Annotated in this window: 11 protein-coding genes; 8 read left to right on the top strand and 3 right to left on the bottom strand. The window is 51.9% G+C overall.

Going from position 1 to position 15,789, the window contains the following annotated elements; genetic code table 11:
• Position 1: 1 nt before the first annotated feature.
• Positions 2 to 1,453 carry a 3-isopropylmalate dehydratase large subunit gene (gene leuC, locus ACT3TY_RS08110; RefSeq protein ID WP_087107468.1) on the bottom strand — a complete coding sequence of 484 codons (1,452 nt, stop codon included), beginning with the start codon at positions 1,451 to 1,453 and terminating at the stop codon, positions 2 to 4.
• A gap of 174 nt (positions 1,454 to 1,627) precedes the next feature.
• On the opposite strand from leuC, the gene ACT3TY_RS08105 reads away from it, so the two are divergent.
• The 4 genes from ACT3TY_RS08105 (at position 1,628) to pgaC (ending at position 8,638) form a co-directional block, all read left to right on the top strand.
• A complete protein-coding gene (locus tag ACT3TY_RS08105; RefSeq protein WP_087107470.1) occupies positions 1,628 to 2,512 on the top strand; it encodes a LysR family transcriptional regulator in 885 nt (294 codons plus the stop codon).
• 494 nt (positions 2,513 to 3,006) lie between these two features.
• Positions 3,007 to 5,433, top strand: coding sequence for a poly-beta-1,6 N-acetyl-D-glucosamine export porin PgaA (gene pgaA / locus ACT3TY_RS08100; protein ID WP_087107472.1), 2,427 nt, complete (start codon positions 3,007 to 3,009; stop codon positions 5,431 to 5,433).
• On the top strand, positions 5,430 to 7,391 hold the full coding sequence (gene pgaB, locus ACT3TY_RS08095) for a poly-beta-1,6-N-acetyl-D-glucosamine N-deacetylase PgaB (protein WP_087107474.1): 1,962 nt from the start codon (positions 5,430 to 5,432) through the stop codon (positions 7,389 to 7,391). Before pgaA ends, pgaB begins: the two co-directional genes overlap by 4 nt.
• Positions 7,388 to 8,638: a poly-beta-1,6-N-acetyl-D-glucosamine synthase gene (pgaC, locus tag ACT3TY_RS08090; protein WP_087107477.1), complete on the top strand. Its 1,251-nt coding sequence runs from the start codon at positions 7,388 to 7,390 to the stop codon at positions 8,636 to 8,638. The genes pgaB and pgaC overlap by 4 nt, the downstream gene beginning before the upstream one ends.
• Before the next feature lie 200 nt (positions 8,639 to 8,838).
• On the opposite strand, the gene ACT3TY_RS08085 is transcribed toward pgaC, so the two are convergent.
• Positions 8,839 to 9,360, bottom strand: coding sequence for a GNAT family N-acetyltransferase (locus ACT3TY_RS08085; protein ID WP_087107479.1), 522 nt, complete (start codon positions 9,358 to 9,360; stop codon positions 8,839 to 8,841).
• Between the two features lie 109 nt (positions 9,361 to 9,469).
• On the opposite strand from ACT3TY_RS08085, the gene ACT3TY_RS08080 reads away from it, so the two are divergent.
• Positions 9,470 to 10,786, top strand: a complete 1,317-nt coding sequence (locus tag ACT3TY_RS08080) for a hypothetical protein (RefSeq protein WP_087107480.1) — start codon at positions 9,470 to 9,472, stop codon at positions 10,784 to 10,786.
• A 147-nt stretch (positions 10,787 to 10,933) separates the two neighbouring features.
• Here ACT3TY_RS08080 and ACT3TY_RS08075 read toward each other — a convergent pair whose 3' ends face one another.
• Positions 10,934 to 11,455 carry a zinc ribbon-containing protein gene (locus ACT3TY_RS08075; RefSeq protein ID WP_087107482.1) on the bottom strand — a complete coding sequence of 174 codons (522 nt, stop codon included), beginning with the start codon at positions 11,453 to 11,455 and terminating at the stop codon, positions 10,934 to 10,936.
• 160 nt (positions 11,456 to 11,615) lie between these two features.
• Between ACT3TY_RS08075 and leuS the strand changes: the two genes are divergently transcribed.
• The 3 genes from leuS to holA are packed head-to-tail and all read left to right on the top strand — an operon-like array spanning position 11,616 to position 15,756.
• A complete protein-coding gene (gene leuS, locus ACT3TY_RS08070) occupies positions 11,616 to 14,201 on the top strand; it encodes a leucine--tRNA ligase (protein WP_087107484.1) in 2,586 nt (861 codons plus the stop codon).
• Positions 14,198 to 14,692, top strand: a complete 495-nt coding sequence (locus ACT3TY_RS08065; protein WP_087107486.1) for an LPS-assembly lipoprotein LptE — start codon at positions 14,198 to 14,200, stop codon at positions 14,690 to 14,692. Before leuS ends, ACT3TY_RS08065 begins: the two co-directional genes overlap by 4 nt.
• Positions 14,689 to 15,756, top strand: a complete 1,068-nt coding sequence (gene holA / locus ACT3TY_RS08060) for a DNA polymerase III subunit delta (RefSeq protein ID WP_087107488.1) — start codon at positions 14,689 to 14,691, stop codon at positions 15,754 to 15,756. The genes ACT3TY_RS08065 and holA overlap by 4 nt, the downstream gene beginning before the upstream one ends.
• Positions 15,757 to 15,789: the final 33 nt, after the last annotated feature.

Below are 15,789 nucleotides of genomic sequence, written 5' to 3'. Positions count from 1 at the left end.
TTTAAGCCTCCTGGGCGTGGGTAGCATCGTTGGCGGATAAACTGCGCACATCAACAAAGTGGCCAGCAATCGCAGCTGCTGCCGCCATGGCAGGGCTCACCAGGTGCGTACGACCACCGTACCCTTGGCGTCCTTCGAAGTTGCGGTTGGAGGTCGATGCGCAGTGCTCGCCTGCACCCAATTTATCAGCATTCATGGCCAGACACATGGAGCAGCCCGGCTCGCGCCACTCGAAACCAGCGTCGATGAAGATTTTATCCAGCCCTTCCGCTTCTGCCTGGCGTTTCACAAGGCCAGAACCCGGCACCACCATGGCAAGCTTAATGGAACCTGCCACTTTATTGCCTTGAGCCACCTTGGCAGCCTCACGCAAATCCTCGATACGCGAGTTAGTACACGAACCAATAAACACTTTATCGAGCTTGATATCAGTAATTTTTTGGTTAGCGTGCAAGCCCATATATTCAAGCGCGCGAGCATGGCTGCGCTGCACAGTTTCATCCTGCGAGGCGTGCGGGTCTGGCACATGCCCGGAAATACCTGTCACCATCTCGGGGCTGGTTCCCCAACTGACCTGCGGTTCGATATCTTCGGCCTTCAGAGTCACTACTTTGTCGAACGTGGCATCGTTATCTGATACCAGTTGACGCCAGTCAGCCACCGCAGCTTCCCACTGCTCGGCGGTCGGCGCAAAGGGGCGCTTGGCTAGGTAATCAATCGTCGTGTCGTCCACAGCAATCAACCCGACCCGGGCACCCGCTTCAATCGCCATGTTGCACACGGTCATACGGCCTTCCATGGAGAGTGACGCGATAGCGCTGCCCGCAAATTCGATAGCGTAGCCCGTACCGCCTGCTGTACCGATCTTGCCGATAATGGCCAGTACCACATCTTTTGCGGTCACGCCGAGGCCAAGTTCCCCCTCAACGCGCACCTGCATGTTCTTCATTTTTTGTGCCAACAGGCATTGAGTCGCCAATACGTGCTCAACTTCAGACGTACCGATACCGTGAGCCAGCGCGCCAAAAGCACCGTGAGTGGCCGTATGGGAGTCACCGCAAACGACGGTCATGCCGGGTAACGTGGCGCCTTGCTCTGGCCCAACCACGTGCACGATTCCCTGGCGGGGGTCGTTAATTTTAAACTCTTCAATTCCGTACTCAACGCAGTTGTCGTCAAGCGTCTGAACCTGAATCAACGACACCGGGTCTTTAATGCCGCTATTGCCTTCGGCGCGCTCTTTCGTAGTCGTTGGGACGTTGTGATCCGGTGTTGCCAGGTTAGCATCCAAGCGCCACGGCATACGTTTGGCCAAGCGCAACCCTTCAAACGCTTGCGGAGAGGTCACTTCGTGAAGTAGTTGGCGGTCAATGTAGATCAGCGCCGTGCCGTCATCGCGCTGCTTCACCAAGTGCTGGTTCCAGAGTTTGTCGTAAAGGGTTTGACCTGACATGTGGCTCTCCTGGGCAAGCGCCCTGCTAGTTCGGTATCGCAGCCTCTACGTGCTGCTTAACGTGACGATGCAGCCAGTGTTACGCGTAGCGATCATAAAAGCAATTCATGTTATTTATAGGTATGATTCCATACTGGAATACATAAATACTGACCACACAATAGTGAGCACCACGTGGATACCCAGAGCCTACAGGCGTTTTTAGCCGTTGCTGAAACACAAAGCTTCTCGCGCGCTGCCGAGCAGCTTTATCTCACGCAGCCAGCGGTTAGCAAACGTATTGCCACGCTGGAGACCCTGGTGGGCACGCGGCTGTTTGACCGTATTGGCAGGCGTATTTCGCTTACTGAGGCAGGCCATTTATTACTGCCACAAGCCAAGCGAATTCTGTTAGCGGTAGAAGATAGCCGCCGAGCGCTCGCGAATCTTTCTGGCCAGGTGGGTGGCCGATTAACGCTGGCTACCAGCCACCACATTGGCTTACACCGCCTGCCACCTGTTTTAAAAAACTACACCCAGCGCCATCCAGAAGTAGAACTAGACCTGCATTTTCTGGATTCAGAGTTTGCCTACCAGGGCGTGCAGGATGGCACCCTGGAAATGGCCGTGGTGACGCTCGCTCCTCACCCTGTTGAGCAATTAAACGTGGTGAACCTTTGGCATGACCGGCTATGTTTTGTTTGCGCGCCCGACCACCCGCTAGCTCACGCCTCTATCCTTAGCCTTGAAGCACTTTGTCACTATAAATGTGTTCTACCTAGCGCCAAAACATTTACCCGTACATTGATTGAGCAACGTTTTGCCAAGGCGGGCCTGTCTCTACAGGTCAGTATGGCTACCAACTATTTGGAAACATTAAAGATGATGTGCAGTGTTGGGCTTGGGTGGAGCCTACTGCCTGAGGGGATGATTACTAGTGAGCTGGTCGAGCTGAAAATAGATACACCGCCCATCTACAGGCCGCTCGGCTACTTGGTGCATACCAATCGGACACTTTCCAACGCCGCGATAAAAATGATTGAGGCGCTGGAAGCGACGAAAACGATGCATCATGGATAACCAGGTATATTTTATCCTTTTAGGTTCAGCAGAAAATTTATCGCAATGATGTATCTAACCACTTGCGACTACAACTCATCCTGAGTTCGACCAACTTTATGACCAACTTACCTACCTATTGCTTCTTAAAAGCACATACTTCACATCAAGGCATATAACTTACAATTAAACTTAACCACTAATACATAACCATTAGAACCTTCAATCCCTACCTTTAACCACTCTCTTAAATCTTATCTTTTAAATTCAATTTTCTATAAAAAAATTTGAAAAATACTCAATATCTTAATCATACATAAAGGAAAATAATTAAAAAAAATAATACCTCAACACTCATCAATACTACTTAGACGTTCGACATTATGACCTATTATTACCGGCTTCAATATCAACATTTATCCTGGTTCAACCTATTAGATACTCCTATACACTGAATATACACGTTTTTCTTAGCAATAGCGTTTGCTACTACGCCTCAGTGTAGGAATAACACTATGCACGGTCATCCTCGCGCCTTATTACCCATTTACTTACTCGCTTGTTTAAGCGTAGATACGGTGTATGGGCAAACCACTATAAATGCACAGCGGGAAGCCTTGGTTTTAGAAGCACGCCATGGAGCACCTGGGCCTTCAATTGATGGCTTACAATCCCTTTATTATCGAACACAAAACAGTCGTGTACGGGAGGATTTGATAGCTCTGCTGGTACGTGCGACAAGGTATGAAGACGCGCTGGCAGTTTGCTCAGCGTGTCAACCCCAGGATTACAGCGACTCTGAACTTGCCAACCTAGGCGGTGCAGCGCGTAGTGCAGGTGATTACCCTAAAGCGCTCTCGCTATTTCAATCGCTTACCTATCGCAGCCCTGCCTATGCAGAAGGTTGGCTTGGGCAAGCGTTAGTTCACACCGACATGGCTAATTATACCTTGGCCGATATCGCCTTACAGCAATATAGCCAAGTGGCAGGCACGACGACCGCCGGCTTGGAAGCCAAAGGCTATTTGGCCGCAAAAACAATGAATGCCGTTCAAGAGCTACAGGTTCGGCAAGCACTGGTAGAGCAAGACCCCGCCAATACCAGCGAGTTACAGGCACTCTACCGCTTGGCAGTGGGTTTAGGCGCCAGCTCCGCCGCCCGTAACATCATGCAGGACAACCCAACGGTTTTCTCTGAAAGTGACCGCCTTTGGCTTATCTACTACGAAGCAGTTACTGATATACGCTTGGGCATTCATACGGATCAGCCTCCCAGAACTCGCAGTGGCTTGGCCCAGTTAAACCAGGTACTGGATTCACCAGCGGTCCCCCAGGAATTAGTCAAGCTTGCCGAATATGACAAAGTCGTCGCACTTGCCCAGCTAAGGCACTTCTCCGAAGCGGAGGTCCTCGCCGTTAGGCTCCAACATCAGCATGGCCCGTTGCCAAGTTACGTGAGCCGGGCCAGCGCGTATGCCTTGAATGGCCTGGGCCGCCCTGACGAAGCCATTGCGCTTTACGAAGGCCTGATACAACAAACCCCTCAGCGTGGCTCTGACCCTGATGATCCGCTTAACGAAGGGCTCTTTTATAGCTATACCGACGCTCAGCGTTTTCGTGATGCTGATCGACTGTTGGCTTCCTGGCGTGCGAGCGAACCCGAACAGCGCTGGGATTTCACTCAGACCACGCGTATCAATAACCCAAACTATCAAAAAGTCCTGCTACTTGACGTGTTGCTTACTGCCTGGCGTGGTCAAGCTGGCTTGGCCAGCGAACGCTTGGCCAATTATCAAGACCAGGCACCTGGCGACCCTTATCTTTGGCAGGTTAAAGGTGACCTTGAACGAGACCGAGGCTGGCAACGAAAAGCGGAAGTATCTTACCTACGCGCGACAGAGCTACTTTCCCCAGACCAGCAAGACGCAGCCCGCCATGGGATGCTGCTGGCCAACCTGGAGCGCGGGCAATGGAAAGGCACTACAACGGCCGCCGCGCAAGAGATCGCCGAAGCCAAACCCAGCGCAACCCGGGATGAGCTAGTACGAACGTTGCGTGAGCTACGTGCACCACAGCTGACTAGCTCGGTAACGCGTAGCGAGGGGCAAGGTAGCGGCACCCAAGCCTCGCGGGAATGGCGCTATGACGTGCTTTTGGAAGGACCACGTAATACAAGCGGCTCCCGCGCATTTGCACAACGCATCGGTCAGTATGGGAAATTTGATGACACAAACCTTTACGCAGCCTACGACATAGCGGGTTATGAGTGGAACTTACACCCAGCGACCATAAAATTTGCCACCGGGCACGGTGCCCAACTTAACAATAACTTTATGGCCTCGGTTGAGTTGCGCTACGCCGCTTCAGACCACCTAACCACCACGCTGGGCATCGAACTTAACACACCAGACACTCCTTTACGGGCGTTGCGTGACGGCATTAATGCCGACCGATATCGCGGAGAGATCGCCTATCGTCATGATGAGCGCGGCGCAGGAGCGATCGGCCTGATGGTGACCGACTTTGAAGACAACAATCTGCGCCAATCTGTCTATGGCTACTGGAACCAAACACTCTATCATCTTGATCGCTGGCAAATTAACGGTGAAGTGTATACCACCACGTCACGCAACGATGAGGTTGAGGCCAGCTACTTCAACCCACGTCGAGACGCCAACCTCGGTGGTGTTTTATCACTAAATTATGAACTCCCCCTCGATTATAGACAGTCGTTTATTCAGACCCTATCGCTAGGCTCCGGACGCTACTGGCAAGAAGACAATGGCAGCGAAAACACCTGGTCGCTGGGTTACGAGCATCAGTGGCAATTAGCACCCACGTTCAATATTGAATATGGCATTTTCAGAGAAAGATCCGTTTACGACGGCACCCCTGAATATGACAACCGCATTGAGGCCAGCTTTATATGGAGGTTCTTATGAAACATTGGCATGTTTTTGTAATTAGCGCTGCCTTGCTGGCCATGCTAAGCCTTCAAAGTGCCCACGCAGCCCGGGTGTCCGGTGATTACGTGGTTATCAGCTATCATGACATTGTTGATACGGCGGTTACCCCCGATTTACCCATCTACTCACAAACCATTACCCGAAGCCGTTTAATTGAGCACTTTAACCTGCTGGCAACAGGCGGCTACCATCCTGTTAGCCTTCAACAAATTATCGACGCCAAGGCTGGTGGGCCGCCGCTCCCCGAAAAGGCCGTACTGCTTACCTTTGATGATGGGTACCGCAGCTTTTATGACATCGTTTTTCCGCTACTCAAACTCTATAACTTTCCGGCTATTCAAGCGGTGGTGGGAAGCTGGATGGATGTTCCCGCCGGCGGGCAAGTTCCCTATGGCAATACAACCTTGCCTCGCGAACGTTTCTTAACCTGGGAGCAGGTCCGAACGCTTGATGAATCGCCCTTGGTCGAAATTGCCTCGCATACCTACCGCCTACACTATGGCGTTAAGGGAAACCCGATGGGTAACGAGCAAGCCGCCTCTGTCACCAGCATCTGGGACCCCCAAACCGGCTATGAAAGTGAAGCCACCTATCTTCAAAGAATTCACGACGACATGGCGCGAACCCGGCAGCAGTTTCAAACGCATTTGGGTCGCTCTCCTCGCATAATGGTGTGGCCTTACGGTGCCTATAGCAAAGCAACGCTGGATATCGCTGGCGAATACGGGATGACGTACACCTTTAGCTTGCTAAGTGCGCCCAATCAACTCAACGATGCCATGCGAACTATTAACCGCTACCTCATTGACCAGGAAACTGGCCTTCAAACCATTGATGAAATACTGTCTGATCGCGTATGGCAGCCCGAAGAACTCCGTATCGTCCACGTTGATTTGGATTACGTTTTTGATGAAGACCCCGTGCAGCAAGAACGAAACCTCGACAGGCTGATTGAACGAATTTTTAACTACGGAATTAGCACCGTTTATTTACAAGCATTTGCAGACCCAGATGGCAACGGCGTCGCCGATGAACTCTACTTCCCTAATCGTCATTTACCGGTAAGAGCCGACCTTTTCAACCGAGTCGCCTGGCAGCTTAAAAAACGTGCTGAGGTAAAAGTCTATGCCTGGATGCCCGTTCTCTCATTTGATCTTGGTGACGGACACCGCTATGTCACCGATGTCAGAACGGGTGCCGAGAACCCCGGCCAATACCGCCGACTCTCACCCTATGTAGAAGATAATCGTCGTATTATCCGTGAAATTTATCAAGACCTCGGGCGGCTGACGAAATTCGATGGCCTGATCTTTCACGATGATGCTTTTCTCACCGACTTTGAAGATAACAATCCCGAAGCACTGTCCGCCTATGCACAGGTTTCTCTGCCTGCTGATGTGGCCTCGATCAAGAACGATGACAACCTGATGGATCTATGGACTCGGCATAAGACCCAGTTCTTGACAAATTTTACTGACGAACTGACACAAGCCGCTGACTACTACCGCCAAGCCGACAACAAAGTATTCACAACGGCGCGCAACCTTTATGCAGGCACGATAATGAACCCAGAAAGCCAGCTGTGGTTCTCCCAGGATATCCAAAATTTCGCAGAGAGCTACGACTTTGTTGCCGTCATGGCCATGCCCTATATGGAAGAAGCAGACAACCCTAACGAATGGCTGCGGGCGCTGGCGCAACGCTCACTTTCTCAGGTTAATGCCAATCAGTTGGTCTTTGAATTACAGACCCAGGATTGGCGCACCCAAACCCCGATCCCCAGCGCGGAAATCGCTGAATGGATACGTTTGCTGCGCGAAGAAGGCATCAAACATATCGGTTACTATCCGGACGATTTTATTCAAAGCCATCCTGAAATCAGTGTTATTAAGCCCGCCTTCTCCATTGGACGTCGCTTTAGGGCTCTCCCATGAACATACTCGACTACTTAGCCATGTTCACGCTTGGTTACCCGAGCCTAATGGCAACCATCTGGATTTGTGGCGGCATCTACTTTTATGTGCATTGGGAACGTAAGCAGCCTTGGCCCGATACGTTTGAATGGGATGAAAACGCGCCTTCAGTCACGGTGTTGCTGCCCTGTTATAACGAAAGCGCTAATGTCGATGAAACTGTTCATCATCTTTTCAAGCAAAACTATCCGCACATAGAAGTGGTTGCCATTAATGATGGTAGCAATGACAACACCGGTAGTCGGCTTGAAGCGCTCGCGGTTGAGTATCCTGGGTTAAAAGTGCTGCACCAACCCAACCAGGGTAAAGCTAGCGCTATGAATCATGGGTTGGGTGAGGCAACGGGCGAGATCATTGTGGGCATTGATGGAGATGCCATTCTCGATTACGACGCTATTAGCTACATGATGGGGCATTTTATAAGCAGCCCTAAAGTAAGCGGCGTCACCGGCAACCCTCGCGTGAGAACCCGTTCAACGGCTATTGGCAAAATACAAACCGGCGAATTTTCCGCGATTATCGGTCTTATCAAACGAGCCCAGCGTATCTACGGCATGGTGTTTACCATATCCGGTGTTATCTGTGCATTTAGACGCACGGCTCTGGAGAAAGTCGGCGGCTGGAACACCGATATGATTACCGAAGATATCGACATTAGCTGGCGTTTGCAGCTGGTAGGCGGCCATGTCCGCTACGAGCCACGCGCCATGTGCTGGGTGCTGATGCCTGAAACGCTGCGCGGGCTTTTTAAGCAGCGGCTGCGCTGGTCCCAAGGTGGTGGAGAAGTCGTTTTGCGTTATTTCTCTCAAACCATTCGCTGGAGGAATCGGCGCTTCTGGCCATTGATGCTGGAATATATCGTCAGTGTGGTCTGGTGCTACTCGGTGATCGCTTTACTTATCGCCTGGCTTATTTCCCTGGCGGCTCAGCCCACGGCTTGGCCGATCACAACACAGACATTCTCATATTTTGGCAGCCTTCTTATCGCGATTAGCTTTATCCAATTTACCGTCAGTTTTTATATCGACAGTCGCTACGACAAACAGATATTTCGCTGCGTTTATTGGAGCATTTGGTACCCATTTGCCTACTGGATGATCAATATGGCGACCGTTGTTATTGCCTTCCCAAAAGCCATCATGCGCCAACAAGGAAGGCTTGCGACCTGGACCAGCCCAGACCGAGGAGAGCCCTTCCATGAACAATAAACTCGTGCCTATCATTATTGATAACCCTTCCCAACGAGGCTGGGGCTACCGTATCCGCGACCTCCTTATTACGGCTGCCACACTTATTTTATGGCTACTCGTGCTGGCAAGGTTATACACCTTCTTTGTTATTGAAGAGGCCATTCTGGAACAACTTTATGGCTCCCTTATGATCAAAGTCGTCGCCTCTGGATTTGTCGTTACCTTTCTGCTTTTTCATTGCTGGGCGGTTTACAACCAATACCTGTATACCCGCATTGTGAAACACCATTAACATTACGCGCAATCATCAACACTTCGTCTGATGAATATAAATTACTAATAGTGGCTTCAATCTCAGCGCCTAATGTGGATCTATATAATCGTTGAGCAACGTTATCCGCTCTAGTGGTGACCAATACGTGCTTTAACGTGGAACCCTGTTTTGCCAGCTGCTCTTTAACCAAAGGGAGTGAATTTTCGATTAAATTTTTCCCAACCCCTTTACCTTGACGATTTGGCAATACTGCCAATTGCTCTAACTCCAGAACCGCCTCCGGGCGGAAGCCGCTTTTTTGCATCCAAACAATATATCCAATAACGCTACACTCCTCCTCTACGACAAAGCAAAGAAATCGAGGAGAGGCACTGAGACTGCATTCCAACCATTCATACGAATGCGTTTGGCGAGGAAATGCCAGTGAATGGACGCTTGCAGCTTCGTCTAAATCAGCGATGTTCATTGACCTTATTTTCATTAAAAACCTCATCAATTTATTGATAGCATATCGGCTGCGACTAGCCTTTCAGCACCAACCCTATTAGCCTGCTAATTCACTTTAAGGGTTTAGCATGCAAGAAACGACTTTTCGGCAGCGCTTGGCGGGTGTGCTGATTCTGCTTGGGTTGATCGCACAGGTTCTTGGGTTTACCGGTCTGATAAACACGGCGCACGCAGTGAGCTATTTGTTGTGGCTCGCCGTGATATTGCTGTGGAAGGACATTCCCAAGCGCTCACGTTTTCAGGCCGGCGTGTTGATGGTTTTGGGCATATTAATGCTGCTGGTGGCGCGTTTTTATTACCATGACCACGTGGATTGGCCCGCAATGCTGCAGGGCAATGCCTTTGTAGTGGCCATGCTGGTAGGCGTCAGCTTTATTTCCCTAGTAGGTAAACAGCAAGGGCGAAAAAAAGCGCCTGGCAAACGCTTAACGGGCAGTGGCGGCGTATTACGTACCTGGCTTGGCGTGCATTTTCTGGGCACGATTTTGAATATATCGACCGTTATTATGGTCGGTGACCGACTGGCACGAACGGCTCCTTTAACGATTCCACAGTACCTGGCATTGAATCGAGGGCTGTCAAGTGCCGCGCTGTGGTCACCGTTTTTTGCTTCCATGGGAATAGTGATCGCACTCGCACCACAGATGCAGTACTCCTACGTGGCACTCTTTGGATTCCCATTAGCAATGATTTCCGGGTTGCTAACGACGCTTGAACTTGGCCGCCGATTTGATTTACGTGAGGTGTATGGCTTTTCTCTGGCACCGCGCAGCCTACTAATGCCCGTGATCATGGCCTTGTTGGTCATGGTGTTTCATTTCTGGCTAACGCCCAGACTCTCAATTGTTGGCATTATTACCTTTTTGATCCCGGCCGTTGCCTTGATCTATAACCTGCGCGAAGGCACCGGCTATACGTTGTGGCGTGTTCGCCAACACACCACCACACGCCTCCCGGCCATGCGAGGAGAAGTCTCACTGTTTTTAGCGGCTGGGCTTTTTACGCTGGGGCTTTCAGCGCTTGTGGCTGCCGTAGCGGGCAACGATTGGACGCTATTCGAAACCTTTGGCGCACAGCAAGGCATGATGAGTTTTCTCAGCATTGTGCTGAGTGCGCTGGTGGGGCTCCACCCGATTATTGGGGTATCGGTGCTGGCCTCCATCGTAAGTTTGCACGGTGGAGAGCACACTCTGTTTGCGTTTGTCTGTTTATGTTCATGGGCCGTGGGCACCAGCGTCGGGCCTTTATCAGGGATTAACCTGAGCCTTCAGGGCCGCTACGGGATCAACGGTTACCACATGATGAAAAACAATCTTTTTTATGCAACGGTGATGAGTCTACTTTCGCTAGCCTCAATCACTGCGATGAGCTATCTGGTGACGTAGCTCCCCGCCTATTGCATCACACAGAATTACCAACGGAACAGGGGCAACCCCCTTCGGTGAGCCCCTGCTCTGACCACCCAACTGACTAGATTGAGCTACTGACGCGTCCTCCCTGCCCACACCATTTTACAGTGGTTAGAGAAATGCTCAGGTTTCGATAACCTTACTCGGAAACCGATAAAAGTAGCGGTGACCACATTGATGGCAAGGCTCAAGGCGCGCCACATGGGGCAGCATTACCTGAGTATCACAGTGGACACAGGCCATCAGGCCTGGTGCCGCCATTTCACCTTCGCAATAATCTGCCCGAGCTGCCTCAAGATCCTCATCAAAGCGTTCACGCTCTACAATGCTTCGATCTGCGATGGAAAGTAGTGACTCCGCAACGCGACGAGAAAGCCCACTGATATCCACGCCCAACCAGGTAGCGACCTGCATCCCGGTATCTGCCAGGTAGTGGCGCATATCTTTTAAGTCGCGCTCAACCCAAGCACGCAGCAGGGCCAGCTCATCTTTCGTGTACTCTTCAAGCTCCTCTTCAAAAGCGACTGCGTCGTCTAAATCCTTTTGCAGATTGTCCCAGGTTAAGTCATTTGCGCCATGCTGCATGCGCTCCAGCAAGCGCTCATAGCCTTCGCGCAAGCGGTGGTCATTGTGTTGTTCACTCATGATGCCTCTCCTTTTGTCGACGCAGGTGTTTCCTATCATCAGCTTGCCGTTCAAGGATACCCCTTCATAGGATACAATCGACACTACTTATCTGACAGTCGTCATCTACCATTCACTTTGCGCCCTATTGGGCGAATACGCCAAGGCATTAAAAAAACCGATGGACGCACACTATAGCCCTCGTGAAATTGAACGTGACGCCCAGCAGTACTGGGACAATCATCAGTGCTTCAAAGCAGTAGAAGACGCGAATCGCGAGAAGTTTTACTGCCTATCCATGTTCCCCTACCCCAGCGGCAAGCTGCATATGGGCCATGTGCGTAACTATACTATCGGCGACGTCATTTCACGTTTCCAGCGCATGCAGGGTAAAAATGTGATGCAGCCCATGGGCTGGGACGCTTTTGGCATGCCTGCGGAAAATGCAGCGATCCAAAACCAGGTACCGCCTGCGGAATGGACGTATCAAAACATTGATTACATGCGCAACCAGTTGAAAGCGCTAGGCTTTGCCTACGACTGGAGCCGCGAATTCGCCACCTGCGATACCAGCTACTATCGCTGGGAACAGTGGTTCTTTACCAAATTGGTCGAGAAAGGCCTGGTTTACAAGAAGATGTCCACAGTGAACTGGGACCCGGTTGATCAGACCGTACTTGCCAATGAGCAGGTCATTGACGGCCGCGGCTGGCGCTCAGGTGCGCTGGTTGAGCGTAAGGAAATTCCGCTGTGGTTCTTGAAGATCACCGACTACGCCGATGAGCTTTTGACCGACCTGGACAAAGTAGAATGGCCTGAACAGGTCAAAACCATGCAGCGCAACTGGATTGGTAAATCTCGTGGCGTTGAGCTGACGTTTGATATCGAAGCGGCAGACGGTAGCGCGGCTGAACCACTAGCCGTTTACACCACTCGCCCGGATACACTGTCAGGGGTTACCTACGTCGCGGTAGCCGCTGGCCACCCGCTTGCCAAACAGGCGGCAGAACAAAACACAGCGCTGGCAGCCTTCTGTGAAGAGTGCGTCAAAGGCGGCACCTCAGAAGCTGAAATGGCCACTAAAGAGAAACTTGGCATGGCCACCGGCCATGTAGCCATTCACCCGCTGAGCGGCGCTAAAGTTCCGGTGTTTGTGGCCAACTTTGTACTTATGGAGTTCGGCACCGGCGCTGTCATGGCAGTACCTGCCCACGACCAGCGCGACTGGGAGTTCGCCACCAAGTACGGTGTCGATATTAAACCTGTTATTGCCGATGAAAACGGCAATACGCCCGACCTTTCCGAAGCCGCGTATATTGAGCATGGTGCGCTGATCAATTCCGGTGAGTTCGATGGCTTGGAGTTTGAGCAGGCCTTTGACGCGATTGCCGCAAAACTTGCCGAAATGGGCCGTGGCGAGGTTAAAACCAACTATCGCCTGCGCGATTGGGGTGTTGCCCGCCAGCGGTATTGGGGCGCGCCGATTCCGGTTAAATACGGCCCGGAAGGCCAGACCGTTCCGCTGACCGATGAAGAGCTCCCGGTATCACTTCCCATGGAAGTGACGGTTGACGCCTCCGGCTCACCGCTCAAGAAAATGCCTGAGTTTTCCGACCTAGGCGATGGTTGGGTGCGCGAAACCGATACGTTTGACACCTTTATGGAGTCCTCCTGGTACTTTGCGCGCTTCTGCTGCGCCGATAATCATGACGCCATGCTGGACGATCGCGCCAACTACTGGTTACCGGTCGATCTTTATATCGGCGGTATCGAGCACGCCATTTTGCACCTGCTATACGCACGTTTCTTCCATAAGCTGATGCGCGACTTTGGCCTGGTTGATTCTGATGAGCCCTTCCAGCAGTTGCTTACGCAAGGCATGGTCATCGCAGAAACCTACTATCGCCATACCGATAACGGCGGCAAACAGTGGTTCAACCCGGACGATGTCGACGTTCAGCGTGATGAGAAAGGCCGTCCGCTAAGCGCTGTCCTGATAAGTGATGGTCAGCCGGTTGAGATGGGCGGCATCGAAAAAATGTCCAAGTCGAAAAATAACGGTGTTGATCCGCAATCGATGATCGATAAGTTCGGTGCTGATACCGTTCGCTTGTTCATGATGTTTGCGGCGCCGCCCGAGCAGTCGCTGGAATGGTCTGACTCAGGTGTTGAAGGTGCGCACCGCTTTATCAAGCGCATTTGGCGCCAAGTGAGCGAGCATCTTGAAGCCGGCACACCGGGTGAGCTGAAGGTTGATGCGCTTAATGATGACCAAAAAACACTGCGTCGAAAAACGCATGAAACCATCAAGAAAGCCAGCGACGATATTGGCCGCCGCACCACCTTTAATACCGCTATCGCAGCAGTCATGGAGCTTTCCAACGCGCTTGGAAAGTTTAATGACACCTCTGAGCTTGGTTTAGCGGTTAGCCGTGAAACGCTGGAAGCATGTGTCTTGCTGCTTTCCCCAATCACTCCACACGTGTGCCATCAGTTGTGGCAGAACCTGGGGCATGCAGAACCCGCTATTGAAGTGCAGTGGCCAGTGCTTGACGAAGCAGCGCTTACTCGCGATAGCATTGAACTTGTCGTGCAAGTAAACGGTAAGTTACGTGCACGCCTGGAAGCACCGGCTAGTGCAGATAAAGCAGCCATCGAGAAACTGGCGATGGAAAACGAAAACGTCCAGCGCCACTTGGAAGACAAAACGGTCCGTAAAGTGATTGTCGTGCCAGGCAAGCTGGTAAACATTGTGGTAAGCGGATGAATCGACGCACATTTTTGACAACCAGCATCGCCGCTTCAGCGGCGGTGCTACTCAGCGGTTGCGGCTTTCATCTGCGCGGCCATGGCGCTATGCCCAGCCTGCCCGCGCTGACGCTGGAAGGGGACATTAATAGCACCACTGCCCAGCAGCTACGTGCACGCCTGACACAGTTAGGAACGGAGATTAGACCTGACGCGCCTTGGCGCGTCACGTTAGGCCCCCCTTCCTTACTGGAGCGACGCATTGGTAGCGATAGTCGCGCCAGCCGTGAACACGAGCTGGTGCTGAGTACAACGCTCTCGGTCCAACAGCGTCAGACCAATGCATATGCGCTTAACGGCAGTAACGTATCTGTCAGCAGAACCATCCGTGTTAACGATGATGATTTGCTCAATCGTGAAACCTTGTTCAATGAAGCAGAGCAATCGCTTGCGCGGGAGCTAGCACAACGTATTGTGGAACGCTTGGTTAACATTAAGGGTGTTGAGTGAAGGTTTTTGCCGACCAATTGCCGGGGGCCTTAAGTAAAGCGCTGCCTAAGGTCGTCATCGTAGCGGGCGATGAGCCGCTCCAGCACCGCGATGCCTGTGATGCAGTACGTGCCGCCGCGCGCCAAGCCGGTATTGAAGAGCGCGAAGTACTGGACATAGATGCCAACTTTGCCTGGGGCCGCTTACTGGAGGCCGCCAGCAACCTTTCATTATTTGCAACCAGCAAGTTGATGGAAGTTCGCTTGGGCACCCACAAACTGGGCCAGGAAGGCAGCAAAGCACTAGCGCAGTACGCTGAAACCATCACAAACAGCGACGACATGCTGCTGCTCAGCATGGGTAAGCTGGATGGCAAACAGCAGAAAAGCGTCTGGTTTAAAGCCCTTGATAAGCATGGTTTGTTTGTCCCCGTATGGCCCGTAGATAATTCTCGCTTGGGCTACTGGCTACGTGATCGAGCATCAATGCATGGCCTGCAGATTGACCTTGAGGCTGCGCGCCTACTGGGTGAGCGTACTGAGGGTAACCTGCTGGCCGCCGATCAGGAGCTTCAAAAACTCTCACTGATTCATCCGCAAGGTACCCGCTTAAACGTTGAGAGCATCGCCCAGGGCGTAGAGGATAGCTCGCGCTTTGATGTGTTCAACCTGGCAGATGCCTGCTTGAAAGGTGAGGTTAGCCGCGCCTCACGCATAGTGCAGGGGCTGCGCAGCGAAGGGGTCGAAGCGCCCATTGTGCTATGGGCATTAAGCCGCGAGTTGCGCACGCTACTCTCTTTGCATCAGCACCTGGATCAAGGGCAAAGTTTTGAGCACGCCTGCAAAACCCAAAAGCCAATGATTTTTGACAAGCGCCGCCCCGCTTATCAAAAGGCCATAAAGCGTCTTCCCATGAAGCGTTTGCACAAGCTGCTTTTGATGGCCCAACGGCTGGACTTAGCCGTTAAAGGGGCCGCTAACGTGCCCTTATGGCCAGGCCTTCATGACTTGGCGATGACCATGGCAGGCGGAAAAGGTATTCTTGCTGAAACAGCCTGGACCTATCGCATTAGTGCAAATAATTAGCATATTGGACAATAGACTTAAAGCCTGTCCTCT

This window comes from Halomonas sp. AOP22-C1-8, assembly GCF_052378905.1.
In the GTDB taxonomy this organism is placed as follows: domain Bacteria; phylum Pseudomonadota; class Gammaproteobacteria; order Pseudomonadales; family Halomonadaceae; genus Vreelandella; species Vreelandella citrativorans.
This window is presented reverse-complemented; position numbering and strand designations above follow the sequence as displayed.

Excerpts from the sequence above, each read along its gene's own strand:
- leuC (WP_087107468.1), bottom strand. The coding sequence starts at position 1,453 with ATGTCAGGTCAAACCCTTTACGACAAACTCTGGAACCAGCACTTGGTG.
- pgaA (WP_087107472.1), top strand. The coding sequence starts at position 3,007 with ATGCACGGTCATCCTCGCGCCTTATTACCCATTTACTTACTCGCTTGT.
- pgaB (WP_087107474.1), top strand. The coding sequence starts at position 5,430 with ATGAAACATTGGCATGTTTTTGTAATTAGCGCTGCCTTGCTGGCCATG.
- pgaC (WP_087107477.1), top strand. The coding sequence starts at position 7,388 with ATGAACATACTCGACTACTTAGCCATGTTCACGCTTGGTTACCCGAGC.
- ACT3TY_RS08085 (WP_087107479.1), bottom strand. The coding sequence starts at position 9,360 with ATGAACATCGCTGATTTAGACGAAGCTGCAAGCGTCCATTCACTGGCA.
- ACT3TY_RS08080 (WP_087107480.1), top strand. The coding sequence starts at position 9,470 with ATGCAAGAAACGACTTTTCGGCAGCGCTTGGCGGGTGTGCTGATTCTG.
- ACT3TY_RS08075 (WP_087107482.1), bottom strand. The coding sequence starts at position 11,455 with ATGAGTGAACAACACAATGACCACCGCTTGCGCGAAGGCTATGAGCGC.
- leuS (WP_087107484.1), top strand. The coding sequence starts at position 11,616 with ATGGACGCACACTATAGCCCTCGTGAAATTGAACGTGACGCCCAGCAG.
- ACT3TY_RS08065 (WP_087107486.1), top strand. The coding sequence starts at position 14,198 with ATGAATCGACGCACATTTTTGACAACCAGCATCGCCGCTTCAGCGGCG.